The 13,353-nt window shown below is 63.4% G+C and carries 14 protein-coding genes and 2 pseudogenes; 12 read left to right on the forward strand and 4 right to left on the reverse strand.

The features are described from left to right. Positions 1-147: 147 nt before the first annotated feature. Positions 148-1,185, reverse strand: a pseudogene (gene ilvA / locus ABY44_RS30345) (threonine ammonia-lyase, biosynthetic); the annotation flags it as partial. Positions 1,186-1,732: 547 nt separating this feature from the next. Here ilvA and ABY44_RS30350 point away from each other — a divergent pair. The 3 genes from ABY44_RS30350 to ABY44_RS30360 all read left to right on the forward strand — a co-directional run bounded on the left by ABY44_RS30350 (position 1,733) and on the right by ABY44_RS30360 (position 3,155). After that, on the forward strand, positions 1,733-2,218 hold the full coding sequence (locus tag ABY44_RS30350; RefSeq protein WP_124629333.1) for a TniQ family protein: 486 nt from the start codon (positions 1,733-1,735) through the stop codon (positions 2,216-2,218). Positions 2,219-2,360: 142 nt separating this feature from the next. Next, the gene (locus ABY44_RS30355; protein WP_431643021.1) at positions 2,361-2,579 is read left to right on the forward strand and encodes a hypothetical protein; all 219 of its coding nucleotides are present in this window, start codon (positions 2,361-2,363) and stop codon (positions 2,577-2,579) included. 102 nt (positions 2,580-2,681) lie between these two features. Further along, positions 2,682-3,155: a universal stress protein gene (locus tag ABY44_RS30360; protein ID WP_226192409.1), complete on the forward strand. Its 474-nt coding sequence runs from the start codon at positions 2,682-2,684 to the stop codon at positions 3,153-3,155. Between the two features lie 81 nt (positions 3,156-3,236). Here ABY44_RS30360 and ABY44_RS30365 read toward each other — a convergent pair whose 3' ends face one another. Then, positions 3,237-3,728 carry a CreA family protein gene (locus ABY44_RS30365; RefSeq protein ID WP_124629262.1) on the reverse strand — a complete coding sequence of 164 codons (492 nt, stop codon included), beginning with the start codon at positions 3,726-3,728 and terminating at the stop codon, positions 3,237-3,239. 229 nt (positions 3,729-3,957) lie between these two features. Here ABY44_RS30365 and ABY44_RS30370 point away from each other — a divergent pair, with 229 nt between their 5' ends. The 6 genes from ABY44_RS30370 (at position 3,958) to ABY44_RS30395 (ending at position 8,404) form a co-directional block, all read left to right on the forward strand. Continuing rightward, the gene (locus tag ABY44_RS30370; protein ID WP_431643023.1) at positions 3,958-4,434 is read left to right on the forward strand and encodes a carboxypeptidase regulatory-like domain-containing protein; all 477 of its coding nucleotides are present in this window, start codon (positions 3,958-3,960) and stop codon (positions 4,432-4,434) included. Between the two features lie 274 nt (positions 4,435-4,708). After that, positions 4,709-5,071: a DUF1924 domain-containing protein gene (locus tag ABY44_RS30375; protein WP_431643034.1), complete on the forward strand. Its 363-nt coding sequence runs from the start codon at positions 4,709-4,711 to the stop codon at positions 5,069-5,071. Between the two features lie 12 nt (positions 5,072-5,083). Then, positions 5,084-5,605: a diheme cytochrome c gene (locus ABY44_RS30380; RefSeq protein WP_175829914.1), complete on the forward strand. Its 522-nt coding sequence runs from the start codon at positions 5,084-5,086 to the stop codon at positions 5,603-5,605. Continuing rightward, positions 5,571-6,308: a cytochrome b/b6 domain-containing protein gene (locus tag ABY44_RS30385; protein WP_431643026.1), complete on the forward strand. Its 738-nt coding sequence runs from the start codon at positions 5,571-5,573 to the stop codon at positions 6,306-6,308. The genes ABY44_RS30380 and ABY44_RS30385 overlap by 35 nt, the downstream gene beginning before the upstream one ends. 24 nt (positions 6,309-6,332) lie before the next feature. Next, positions 6,333-6,998, forward strand: coding sequence for a response regulator (locus ABY44_RS30390; protein WP_059697164.1), 666 nt, complete (start codon positions 6,333-6,335; stop codon positions 6,996-6,998). Beyond that, positions 6,995-8,404: an ATP-binding protein gene (locus tag ABY44_RS30395; protein WP_431643028.1), complete on the forward strand. Its 1,410-nt coding sequence runs from the start codon at positions 6,995-6,997 to the stop codon at positions 8,402-8,404. The genes ABY44_RS30390 and ABY44_RS30395 overlap by 4 nt, the downstream gene beginning before the upstream one ends. Positions 8,405-8,503: 99 nt before the next feature. Here ABY44_RS30395 and ABY44_RS30400 read toward each other — a convergent pair whose 3' ends face one another. After that, the gene (locus ABY44_RS30400) at positions 8,504-8,893 is read right to left on the reverse strand and encodes a hypothetical protein (protein ID WP_059697185.1); all 390 of its coding nucleotides are present in this window, start codon (positions 8,891-8,893) and stop codon (positions 8,504-8,506) included. A gap of 211 nt (positions 8,894-9,104) precedes the next feature. Here ABY44_RS30400 and ABY44_RS30405 point away from each other — a divergent pair. Then, positions 9,105-9,454, forward strand: a pseudogene (locus tag ABY44_RS30405) (carboxymuconolactone decarboxylase family protein). Between the two features lie 153 nt (positions 9,455-9,607). Continuing rightward, entirely contained in the window at positions 9,608-10,507 is a 900-nt protein-coding gene (locus tag ABY44_RS30410) for a cation diffusion facilitator family transporter (RefSeq protein WP_155633637.1), read from the forward strand. A 51-nt stretch (positions 10,508-10,558) separates the two neighbouring features. On the opposite strand, the gene ABY44_RS30415 is transcribed toward ABY44_RS30410, so the two are convergent. Beyond that, positions 10,559-11,176, reverse strand: coding sequence for a hypothetical protein (locus ABY44_RS30415; protein WP_431643030.1), 618 nt, complete (start codon positions 11,174-11,176; stop codon positions 10,559-10,561). Positions 11,177-11,404: 228 nt separating this feature from the next. Here ABY44_RS30415 and ABY44_RS30420 point away from each other — a divergent pair. After that, positions 11,405-13,353 (forward strand): heavy metal translocating P-type ATPase (locus ABY44_RS30420; protein ID WP_431643031.1); only part of this gene is annotated, 1,949 nt, incomplete at its 3' end.

Consider the following 13,353-nt stretch of genomic DNA (forward strand, 5'->3'; position numbering starts at 1 on the left):
AAACGGGTCGATTTCCGTCGGTTGCTTTCGATTGTGAGGGCACGTATCGGGCCGTGCGAGCGTACCTGGACAACCAAGCGGCGTAAAAACAACGGGGCCGGTGGCCCTGCCTCTCAAACAATGCACCGGCCTGCGTATCGGTTTCTACGCAACAGCCAGTTTCGCGCGCTCCGCAACGAAACTCAGCCGATCGAAGTTCATGTTTGCGCCGGACGTGATCGCGATGAGCGTTTCGTTCTCGATCCCTTCGCACTCGGCGTACAGCTTTGCCCCTGCGACGGCCAGGGCACCGGCCGGTTCGAGCACGCTCCGCGTATCCTGGAACACATCCCTCATCGCCGCGCACAGGCCATCGGTATCGACCGTCACCACGTCGTCGAGGTGTTCGCGGCATAACCGGAAAGTCTCTTGTCCAACCAGTTTGACCGCCGTACCGTCCGAGAACAAACCGACCTCCACCAGTTCGACGCGTTCACCCGCACGGAGCGACTGCGCCATCGCGCATGAATCCTCCGTCTGCACGCCGATCACCTTGATGCCCGGTCGCACGGCTTTCACGTAGGTCGCCACGCCGGACGCCAGGCTGCCGCCGCCGATCGGCACGAAGATCGCATGGATCGGCTTTTGATGCTGGCGCAAGATTTCCATCGCCACCGTGCCTTGGCCGGCGATCACGTCGGGGTCGTCGAACGGATGCACGAACGTCAGGTTCCGCTCCTTCTGCAACGTGAGCGCGTGCGCGTAGGCGTCGCTGTACGACTCCCCGGCCTGAATGACCTTGACACGCGAACCACCATGCCTGCGCACGGCATCCACCTTGACCTGGGGCGTCGTGAGCGGCACCACGATCACGGCGTGCACGCCCATGCGAGCCGCGCAGAACGCAACGCCCTGTGCGTGGTTGCCGGCCGACGCGGTGATGACACCGCAAGCCAGCGCATCAGCCGGCATCTGCGCCATCTTGTTGTACGCACCACGCAACTTGAACGAGAACACCGGCTGCTTGTCCTCGCGCTTCAGATGGATCGCGTTGCGACACCGAACCGACAGGTTGTGCGCGAAATCCAGATCGGTTTCGATCGCGACGTCGTAGACCCGCGCGGTCAGAATTTTTTTGAGGTAATCGAACGGCGCCGAAGGATGGGCGGGGCTCTGTACGTGCGCGTCGAATGGGTTTCGGTGCATGAACACGATGATTTCCTTTCCAGGTCAGGGTGGGCAAGCCTAGAAGCGGAAATGAAAAACCCGCCTCGGCGGCGGGTTTTCGTTATCGAGCAAGTACGCGCTAACCCACCATTCGGAGAATGGTGCGAATAATCAGCGCGATGGCGATGGCTCGATGTTCCATGGACACAAGGATTGACGATTATGAGAATGCTGTCAACCAGCGGCGCCTACGCTGAAAGCCAGTCGCATCACGTCGGGCGGCGGCACGTCCGGCGGTGTGCGTTTTCTTCGGTGCCGCTTGCGCATCCTGTCGTGGGGCAGTTTCAACGTGTGAGGTCAAGCGCCCGGCGGCTTTGGGTGAAGCGAACGCCGTGGCCGGACTGGCCGGTTTCAAGGCAGCAACCACGCGTGCCTGCACATCACGCTCACCCACCAGGCTGGACACGTGCTGGCGCGGGTGCTCAATCGCGGCGGGTGGCGGTCGGCCCGGAATGGCCATCGAGGCGATACCAGACCGCCCAGCTGAGTTGGGTCGGTATGCGCTGGTCACCACCGGCCGTGGCCCATCGCACCTCGCCCCTTCCTGGAAGAGGCGTTTGGTAGCTGGTTGGGTCGAATCGCGGCGCGGTATCAGACGAGCGTAGACTTGATCTGGGAATCGGGCACAGGCGTTGCGATGCCTAGCCTGACCAAGGCCGGCTGGATCCTCTTTCCCCCAGCTCCATCCCCAATCCTGAGCCGTCTATCTCGCGTAGCGCGGCTCAACGACGGCATTCTGAGCATGATCCAGACGCCGCAGGAGTGGGTCTTCGACCAGAAGTACTTGGTGTATTGCTTCAGATGTCTTGTTCTGAACGACGCCGATGTCACTGCATCACGATGGAAGAGGGAGTGGCTCGATCCGTCAGCCGACTACTGCCGGGTGCACCACAGCCTGCTCGAGACTGTTCCGCAATCGATTTTTGCCAGAGCTCCGAATTTCGACGCCGCACTGCGGGCGATATCACGTTATCGATGCCCACCGCTTAGGCTGAGCAAAACACTACGCTAGCGGTATTAGTGAACATTGCTAGCACTCCTTTGGGCACGGCTAGCATTGATTGTGAACTCCTACAATTGCAGACCTGACCGCGCCTCCCGGCCGGTTGAGCGACGGTTATCGCGTGCAGGGCAGAATCGTCATCTCGGAGCGCATGGATGAGCTGAGCGTACCGGTCGGGGCGTTGTTCCAGTGCGCGGAGCAGTGGTGCGCGTTCGAGGTCGATCACGGACGGGCGATACGACAGGTCGTTCAGATCGGACAGCGCAACACGGATGCCGCTCAAGTGCTCGCTGGCCTGCAGGTCGGAAAAACCGTCGTCGTGTACCCACCGACTACACTTTCGGAAAACATGCCGGTTCGGTCGCGCTAGACGTGATTTCAAACCGTTGACCTGGCGCAACACAAGGGCCCGGCGTGCGTCGATGATGAGGATGGGCGCAGCGAGCGGGTTAAGTCATTCAGCGAGGTTTGCATGTATACGAAAATCATGATTGCCATGGACGGCAGCCCGTCATCGAAACAGGCGCTTGTCGAAGGTATCAAGCTGGCCAGATTGTGCGGCGCCAGCCTCTTCGTCGTGTTCGTCGTCGACAGATCCACCCTGTTCGCATATGGCGGGCGCGTCGAGCCTGAAGAATTACTCAATGAGATCCGGCACTATGGCGAGTCGGTGTTGCGAGATGCCGTTCAGGCGATTTCGAACGCAGCGTTACGCGGCGACAGGGAAATTATCGAGACTGAGGCCGGTCAGGATGTCCCGGAGCGCCTTCAGCGCTACGTTGTCGACAACTCAATTGATCTGGTCGTGATCGGGACGCACGGGCGACACGGTGTGCGGCGACTCTTTCTCGGCAGTGTCGCGGAACGCTTTCTGCGCGGATCGACTTGTCCGGTCCTGCTCGTGCGCGGTAACGATGTTGCATGCGCCACCTCTGCGACAGCTTAACGCCACCACGGACAGTGTGCGTTGATGGCTTGCGATGATTGTGCAAGCTGTCGGACGACTCGCCGCGGACCGGCGCTCGATTCACTTGCCTGCCGCATCCTGATTTCCGAAAATTGCGGGCAACCGGACGACGTCCACGTGTCCGGGCAGATCGCCCGCCAGATCACTCTTGGCGAACGAGAAATACAACACAACGAGACGCCGAATATCCAGAATCCGAATTGTGTGTATCGATCTGAAAACCGGATCGATCGATTCGTCAAACACCTGTGCCTGTTGCGGCACGCGTGCCGTGGTCGAGAGCGGTCCGACTTGGTGACAAGACACCGAAGTTGCCGTGGCTCCAGTATTTCGGTTATGGAGATTGCGTCCATCACTCGCCGAGACCGGTTCGGAAATAAAACACGTCACGCCCTTGAGTAGCGGGTCATCGTACGCAGAAATGCGGATATGCGTGCCGTAACGTTGCGAATGCGCAGGTATGCGCGCCAACTCTTCGGCATTCGAACTAGAGGCGGTAAGGAGGGCTAGAAGAGCGGAGGCAAGATGCCGCCTTGATCGTGATTGAATCATCATGGGAATCCGTACACTTCGTTGGCTTCGGGACTCGAAGTCGACTGAAAACAGACTAGATTCCCTGCCGAATGATCGATTGATTTGAGTCAAGATCGAATTGCCAGACAGCGGGATCCTGACCACGAGTTCAACGAGATTTGCGCAGGACACCTCGACGGTCGCCGTATACGCCCCGTGTTCAGTCGGAAGCCGATCTGGAAGACGTCATGCGCAGGCGGAGAGAATCATGTCGACGAGAATCGTCTGCGCTCTGTGCGCGTCAATATGTCTTCTTGCTGCGGCTACGGGCACCTATGCCGACACTGCTTTGAAACCTATCGAGCTTGGGGGGGTGACATACGTGACCGGCGGCATCGGTTCAGAAGAAGTCGCTGCGTTTCGCGAAGTTGCCTCCCGCTATAACCTTCGAATGACCTTTGTATCGAAAACGGGTGAGTACTTGTCTGACGTGGATGTCACGATCCTGAACGGCACGCGGCATGTTCTCACGGTACGAACGGGCGGCCCGCTGCTGTATGTGCGCCTGCCAAAGGGGCGCTATACGGTATCCGCGCGCGATCGTCATATACATGAGACGAGGCAGGTCCAGGTCGATGCTCGTCGTGGCATCGATATCTTGTTTTACTGGGAAGATCCCGACCAGCACGATGTCATGCGCCTATGCTCGGGCTGCGCAGGGACGGGGCGACATAGGGTGCGATAGCGCTTACGATCCGTATGACGAATTCGTTCTCCATGGATCTTCGGAGAAAAGGAGATGACTTTGGCTGACATATCACGGTCGCAGACTCGCTCCGGCTGCTCCGGGCGTTCAACGGGATCGCGCGTGCCGTGCGGCATTGTGCCGACTAACTAACATCAGGACGTTAAGAATGCGGTAAGGAATTCGCCAGAACATGAACGCATCGACCAGGAGAATCACGATGCGGATATCCCGTTCCGTGCGCACGCTTTGTTTCTCATGCCTTTCGGTATCGATGCAGTTTGCCGCCGTTGCGTTTGCCCATGCCGAGACACCTGCTCAACTGCTGGACGGCTATGTGGCGCAGGCAGGCTCAAGCGCCGTGCCGTCGCGAGGGCAGCAGTTCTTCGCGTCCCGACACGGGCGCGACTGGAGTTGCGCGACCTGTCATGGAAGTACGCCGACCGGCCAAGGCCGGCACGTGGTCACCAGCAAGACCATCGAGCCGCTAGCTCCCGCGTTCAATCCGGCACGGTTCACGGACCAGGCGAGGACCGAAAAATGGTTCCGCAGAAACTGCAAGGACGTCGTCGGGCGTGAATGTTCGGCAATCGAAAAGGCTGACGTCCTGAGCTGGCTCATGAGCCTGAAACCCTGATGGCGAACAATCATGAACGACGTTGACACGACAACCTCCTTGCGCGGAATTGCTCCCGTCCGATATGTGCGCGCAAGCGTGCTCGCGCTGCTGCTGATGTCGCTGCTGCCTTGCGCGGCACTGGCGGAAGACGAAACGAGAAGCGCCGCGATTCCGTTGCTGCCCAAGTACAAGCAGGAGTGCGCGACCTGCCATGTCGCCTATCCGCCCGGGGCGCTGCCCGCCGAGTCCTGGCGGCTCATCCTGAACGGTCTCGACCGCCACTTCGGCACCGATGCGACGCTGGATCCGACAACGATCGGGCAACTGGAGACATGGCTGACAGCACACGCAGCGACGGGCGCCGCGGCTCGCCGCCCGCCCGAAGACAGGATTACCCGGTCGGCATGGTTCGTCGCCACGCACGACGAGGTGCCTGCGTCCGTCTGGCGCAGCGCCGCGGTCAAGCGGCCGTCGAATTGCGCCGCATGTCATACGCAAGCAGACAAAGGAAACTTCGATGAACGATTCGTCCGCATCCCGGGCACACGGTGAACCGGAGCGCTCGCGTCCCGCACGGATACTGGTCTGGGACGCTCCACTGCGCGTATTCCACTGGCTGACGGTCATCGCCTTTGCAGGCGCGTGGCTGACCGCCGAGAGCGAGCGCTGGCGGCTGATGCACGTCGCGTTCGGATACACGATGCTGGCGCTCGTCGCGTTTCGCGTCGCATGGGGCGTGGCCGGCACGCGTCATGCGCGGTTCTCGTCGTTCGTACGTTCGCCAGCGGCCGTTGTGCGCTACGTTCTGAGCCTTGCAAAAGGCCGGCCCGAACATCACGTTGGCCACAATCCGGCCGGCGCGGTCGCGATTGTCGCCATGCTGACGATGACGGTCGTCGTCGGATTGACCGGTTGGGCAGCCTATAACGGAAACGGCGAATCGTTCGGTGATCTTCACGAGGGCGCGGCGAACGTGATGCTCGCGCTCGTCATGGTCCACGTCGCCGCTGTTCTCGTCAGCAGCGTCTTGCATCGCGAGAATCTGGCCGGCGCGATGGTGACCGGCTACAAGCGCGGTGCGCCGATCGACGGCATCCGGCGTGCGTGGTGGGGGATCGCTTTCGTGATGACGGCAGCGGTGATCGGTTGGTGGTGGACGCAATGGCAGGCGGCACCGCAGCCCGTTCAAGCGGATCGGCCCGTCGCGACGGACGCCGGCCGCCCCGTGCACGGGGCGGGCCGGGACGACGACTGACGGACACGGGCGGAGGACTCGATCGTGCGCATCCTGCTTGTGGAAGACGATGTCCTGCTCGGAGACGGGATTCGAGCCGGATTGCGCCAGCAAGGGTTCCAGGTCGACTGGGTGCATGACGGCGACGCGGCCCAGCGCGAGCTGCGCGCGCATGTTCATGCCGCGGCGGTCCTCGATCTCGGATTGCCGCTCATGGACGGCATGGACGTGCTGCAGCGCATTCGCCGCGACGGGATAGCGTTGCCGATCCTGGTCCTGACCGCGCGCGATGCCGTGCCCGACCGCATCCGGGCGCTCGACATGGGCGCCGACGACTACGTGATCAAGCCCGTGGACCTGTACGAACTCGGTGCGCGCTTGAGGGCGCTGGTCCGGCGGTCTCATGGTCGTCCGACCGAGCGGCTCCACGCGCAGGACGTCGAGCTCGAACCCGCGTCGCGAACCGCGCGCCGCGCCGGCGTGGCCGTTGCGCTGTCCACGCGCGAGTTCGACCTGTTGCACATCCTGATGCTGAATGCCGGCCGGGTGCTGTCACGCGAGCAGATCGAGCAGTACCTGTACAGCTGGGGGCAGGAGGTGGAGAGCAATGCCGTCGAAGTCCACATCCATCGCTTGCGCGCCAAGCTCGGCAGCGAGCTGATCCGAACGGTGCGCGGTGTGGGTTACGTGTTGATGCGGGACGATGCATGAAAGCCGTGTTGCCCGCGCGTTCGCTGCATGGCCGGCTGCTGACGCTCGTGCCGGCCGTGGTCCTCGCCGTCTGGCTATCGACGTTGATGCTGACCTGGCTCGATGCGCGGCGCGAGATCGACCGGCTGCTCGACGGCCACCTCGCGCAGGCGGCGGCGCTGCTCGTCGCGCAACAGGCGCGCGGGCCGGATGACGACGACCATGCGATCGACGCGCCGATTCTTCACCCGTACGGGCCGCGCGTGGCCTTTCAGGTGTTTCACGACGGGCAGCTTGGCCTGCACTCCGAAAACGCGCCGTCGAAGCCCATGGTGGCGCCCGAGCTGATCGGGCGCGATCGACGCTCCGGATTCTGGACCGTCGTGATTGACGGGGACGCGTGGCGGGTATTCGTCGTGCACGGCGTGCACGACGATGTCGAGGTGTTCGTGGGCGAACGAATCGATTCACGCAAGGCGATCCTGGGCGCCGTCATGCGCAGCGCATTGTGGCCGATGGCGGCTGCGTTGCCGTTGCTGGTGCTGGCCATCGGCTGGGCGGTTCGCCGCGGCACGGCGCCGCTGCGCGATTTCGGGCGAACGCTGGCGAAGCGGAATCCGCAGGCACTCGACACGATTCGGCCGGACCTGACACCGCTCGAGATGCGGCCGATGCTGGATGCGCTGAACGGCCTGTTCGAGCGGATTCGTGCCGTGATGGACGCGGAGCGCCGATTCACGGCCGATGCGGCTCACGAGTTGCGCACGCCGCTCGCGGCCGTCAAGGCGCAGGCGCAGGTCGCGATGGCGGAGCCTAATGACGAGCGACGCCGACATGCACTGCGGGGCGTGCTCGAAGGGTGCGATCGGGCCGCACGCCTGGTGGATCAGCTCCTGTTGCTGTCGCGTCTCGATGCGGGCGCGTTGGCTGACCGCGCACCGGTCGACGTATCGACCCTGGCGAAACGGGTGGTCGCGGAGGCTGCGCCACGGTCGATCGGGAAACGGCAGAGGCTGGAACTCGATGCGCCGTCGCCATGCATCGTCGGCGGCAACGAACCCTTGCTCGAGTCGATGGTGCGCAACCTGGTCGACAACGCGATTCGCTACAGCCCGCCGCTGGCGTGCATCACCGTTTCGGTCGGACAACGAGAACGGCGCACCGTGCTGCGGGTCGAAGACAGCGGCCCGGGCATGGGCGACGACGATCTGGACCGGCTGGGTGAGCGATTCTTTCGGCCTGCGGGAACCGGGCCAAGTGGCAGCGGCCTTGGGTGGTCGATCGTGCAGAGGATCGCGGCTGCGCATGATGCCGATGTTCAGGTTGACCGATCGCCCGCACTTGGCGGACTACGCGTGACCGTGTCGTGGCCTGAGTCTGGCGAACCCAGTCCGGCTACGCGCTCGACCCGTCATACGCATGACTGAGACGACGGGCCAACGTCACCGCATGGCGCGGTGCACACGAGAATGGCTGTAGGCAAATAGGTTCGACGCGCTCGTTGCCGGATGCGCCGAATCGCGCGATCACTGCCCGGCAGCGCCGCTTGCGGGGTTGGGCCAGCCGTGCATGTAGCCGGGCCCCATGCCCATCCCCATGCCTTGCCCGCGATGCATGCCGCGCATGGGGGGCGCGTCGGGGAGCTTGATTCCGCGCGCTTTCGCACGCTTCTGCATCTCGGCATGATGTTCGGTGCGGATTTTCTCGCGCTCCGCATCCGACGCCGCCGCGAGCATTCGCGTACGGTACTCGGTCCGTTCGGCCGTCGTCATCAGTTGACTGCCATAAATCATGCCTCCCGACTCGACAGCAGGGCCAGGAGCAGGCTGGCGAGGCTGGGCGTCCGCAAGGCCGGCCGTCACGGCAATCGCGACGCCAATCAGGAGCGAAACGGTGAACCTGTTTGCTCTGGACATGATGCTCTCCAAGTCGTTTGCATGAGTCCAACGGTACGCAGAACGGGCGGTGGGTCCTTTGTCGCAGATCAAGTCTTGCCGAGCGTCCGTCAATACCATCGAATACATGCCCGAGATCACGCAGTTGTCAGACGCGCGGTGCATCATTGCCCGCCGCAGAAGTGAAGCGTCGTGAGCCGTCCAGATTCTCTCGTTTCGGAGTGGCCCAGCCATGTCGAACTCGTTGCGTTATCGTGAAAGAACCGCCGAAGTCGCCGAGCAGATGCGCAAGCTTTGGCAGTCACAGCCAGAACTTCTGTCCGCCTTCGGCGCGTTGGGCGCGGCCGCTACCAAAGATGGCGCACTGACGAAAAAGACACGCGAGCTCGTCGCGCTGGGCATCGCGATCTCGTGCCGCTGCGACGACTGCATCGGCTTCCATATGCAATCGCTGATCAAGCTGAAGGCGACGCGTGAGGAGGTCGAGGAGGTTGCTGGTGTCGCCGTCTACACGGGGGGCGGCCCGTCGATGATGTATATGCGGCACATGCGCTGGTGGCGTTCGACGAGCTTTCGACGTGAATGCCGGCGACCGTCGCTACCAGAGACGCGTGCATGGGCCTTCTGGTCCGCTTGCGACTATCCGACTTTGCTCAACCTTGGAACGTGACCAAAATCGTGATGTCACAGCAATCTGACCTTGTTTCGGAAGCCGTCGCGGAAGCGACGCCCGCAATGGCCACTGCGGCCACGCGAAGTACCTGGGTGAGCGTTGCGGTCAACCTTGCACTGAGCATTGGACAAGTGGCGGTCGGTACCCTGTCCCGATCACAGGGCCTCGTGGCGGACGGGATTCACTCATTGTCCGACCTCGTCGCGGATTTCGTCGTGCTGCTGGCCGGCCACCATAGCCGCAAGCCCGTCGACGAAAAGCACCCTTACGGCCATCAGCGCTTCGAAACCGGTGCGTCGCTCGCACTCGCGGCAATCCTGCTGGTGGTGGGGGGCGGGATGCTGTGGTCCGCGATCCAGAAGCTCGAGCATCCGGAGACGATCGCGCGCGTCCATGTCACGGCGCTATGGGTGGCGATCCTTGCGCTCGTCGCGAAGGAGAGTCTGTTTCGTTACATGCTTGCGGTCGCAACGCGGGTGAAGTCGAGCATGCTGGTCGCCAATGCATGGCACGCGCGTTCCGACGCCGCATCTTCGCTGGTGGTTGCGTGCGGCATCGTCGGCAACCTGTTCGGCTACCCGCTGCTCGATCCCGTCGCCGCGCTGATCGTCGGCGGGATGATCGTGAAAATGGGCGCCACGTTCGGCTGGGACGCATTGCATGATCTGATGGACCGTGCGGCCGACGCTGAAGATGTGCAGGCGATCCGCGCAACGCTGGTTGCGACACGGGGCGTGCTCGACGTGCACGACCTGCGCACGCGCAAGACCGGCGATTTGATCCTCGTGGACGTGCATCTCGACATCGACGCTGATCTTACGGTCGCACAAGGGCACGACATTGCGGTGGACGCGCGTGCGCGCGTGATGAGGCATCACCGCGTCCTGAATGTCATGACGCACGTCGATCCACGGAAGCGCGAAAACCTCCCGGAGGTCGCATCCGGGATACATGTCCGGTAGCCGGGAGCGGCTGGCCGATGCGCCCGATCGAAAGATCGCGTGCGCCGTGTGTCAATCGGAACCGCGCGGATGACGGCCGCGTCTGAACGTCAGCCGGCGTTCGTTGACGAGCGCACGCCAATCGAGCTTCATCAATGCGAACACGAGGCCGAGCAGGACCAGTTGCGTGACGACGAAGTAACCGCCGAGATACGTGCCTTCCAGTTCCGATTCCACGTCCAGTCGGGTCGATGCAAAGCGGCCGAGATGCGCCCAGATCGCATAGGTCGTTGCGCGGCCGATGAAGAACGCCGTCGCGATGATTCTGAGCGGCAACCCGGAAAGCCCGTATGCGATGAAGAGGTAGTTCGACGGCAGCGGGCTCAAGGCGTAGAAGAAGAACGCGCCGGCGGTGAGCGTCCGGTGCTGTCGCAGCCAGCGCGTGGCGACGTCGATATTCTCGCGGTCGGATTCCCGCATCCAGCGGGAGCGGACGAGCGATCTCGCGAAGGTCGCCAGGATGACACGGCCCGTCGTCGCCGCGCCGGCCGCCACGACGGCAAAGATGAACGGATTGCCGTCGGGCAGGTTGAACCCGACCCACGACATCGCCATCCACGTGGGCGGGGCGAACGCCGGCATGAGATTCAGCAGAAGAATCAGCACGAAGAGCACAGCCAGCGTCAGCACGATATCGACTCCAGACCATCCGGTGTCACGGCTCAATTTTGCTGAGGAAAGGGGCCGATGGCTTGACTCACGTCAAGCAACGCGGCGTGCCGGTCGCTCACGGGACGCACGCCGTCCTGACCCATGTCAATGCTCGAAGCACGGCGCTTCCTAGACTGGTGCCACGCCGTCCGCAACCGGAGCCGGATGCGGCGAACACCACCATGCACGACGATCGGAGCAATGGTCATGTCCCGAGTCCCCTGGTCGATCGATCTCGTGTTGCTGATTCTGGCGGCCGCCACGCTCGCCGGCGGCGGCGTATGCGTGGCGTTCGGCCAGCCGTCGCTCGCGCGATTCGCCTGGCTGCTGGGGACGCTGCCGGTCCTGCTCGCATTGACGGTCTCGCTAGTCAAGGCCGTGATGAGGCGGCAGGCCGGCATCGACGTGCTCGCGTGGCTCGCGATCGCGCTGGCGGTCGTGCTCGACGAAACGCTTGCGGCGGCCGTGATTGCGTTGATGCTGGCGAGCGGGCGGACGCTGGAGCGGTATGCGCAGGACCGCGCGCAACGCGAGATGAGCGCACTGCTCGGCCGCGTTCCCCGGCAGGCGACCCGTTTCGAGAACGGGGAATGGCTCTCGGTTGCGCCGGACACCCTTGTCCCCGGCGACAGGCTGCTCGTGCGGAGCGGCGAGTTCGTGCCCGTCGACGGCACATTGACCGGCGACGCGGAACTGGACGAGTCCATGCTGACGGGCGAATCGTCCACCCTGCGACGCCGTTCCGGGGAAACCGCATGCAGCGGCGTGGTCAACGCCGGCGCGCCGTTCGAAATGGTTGCCTGCGCGACGGCAGGCGACAGCACGTTTGCCGGCATCGTTCGCATGGTCGAGCGTGCGCAACGCGAGCGCAGTCCGTCCGTGCGTCTCGCGGATCGCTACGCAGCGTTCTTCGTGCTCGCATCGCTGCTCGTCGCGGGTATCGCGTGGCTGTTGACCGGCGACGTCGCACGTGCGCTTGCCGTGCTCGTCGTGGCCTCGCCGTGTCCGTTGATCCTCGCCGTGCCGGTCGCCATCGTATCCGGCATGTCGCGTTGCTCGAAACGCGGCATTCTGGTCAAGGGCGGAGGTGCGCTGGAGCGTCTTGCGCAAGCGACAATTCTGTTCTTCGACAAGACCGGGACGCTGACGGGAGGACGGGCGCGCATCGTTGCGATCGAATGCGGCGCGGACGTCGCAGCGGACGATGTGCTGCGTTTTGCAGCGTCATTGGCCCAAGCATCGGGCCATATCATCTCGGACGCGCTGACGGTCGCGGCGCGTGAACGTCGCATCGATCTGTCGCTGCCGTCGGCCGTCATCGAAACAGCCGGCGAAGGCGTGACGGGCCAGGTCGACAACCGGACCGTTGCAATCGGCAAGTTCGAATACGTGTCTGTGTGCGCGACGATTGCGCCGTGGAGCGACGCATTCCTGGCGCGAGTCGTCAGCGAGGGCGGGGCTGCCGTATTCGTCGGCGTGGATGGCGTCATGATCGGCGCGATTCAAATGGCCGACCAGGTGCGGCTGGAAACACCGCGGGCATTGCGGCTGCTCAAGCGCGAAGGCGTCGAGCGCCTCGTCATGCTCACCGGCGACCGGCGGGACATCGCCCAGGCCGTCGGCGAGTTGCTGGGTGTCACCGACGTGCGTGCCGAGCAGACGCCGACGGACAAGCTCGTCGCGATTCAGGCCGCGCGCAAGGAGGGCGTGACGATCATGGTCGGCGACGGCGTGAACGACGCGCCGGCGCTGGCGGCCGCCGACGTCGGTATCGCGATGGGTGCGCGGGGGGCGGCCGCGTCATCCGAAGCGGCCGACGTGGTATTGCTGGTCGATCGGCTGGATCGACTCGTGGATGCGATACGTATCGCGCGACGGTCGCGCCGAATCGCACTCGAGAGCGTGGTGGCCGGCATGTCGCTGTCGGTCGTCGCGATGACGATTGCGGCGGCCGGATTCCTGCAGCCGATTGCCGGCGCGGTGATTCAGGAAGTCATCGACGTCGCCGTCATCGTCAATGCGTTGCGCGTGTTGCTGGATCGCCCGAGGCCGACGAACGCCCGGCTCGACGATGTCGACGTCGAGCAGCTCAGGCGCGAGCACACGGCATTGTCACCGTTGCTGGACCAGATCAGGGATCTCGCGGATCGTCTGCC

The sequence above is a fragment of the Burkholderia sp. ZZQ-2 genome, assembly GCF_050768715.1.
Taxonomy (GTDB): domain Bacteria; phylum Pseudomonadota; class Gammaproteobacteria; order Burkholderiales; family Burkholderiaceae; genus Burkholderia; species Burkholderia cepacia.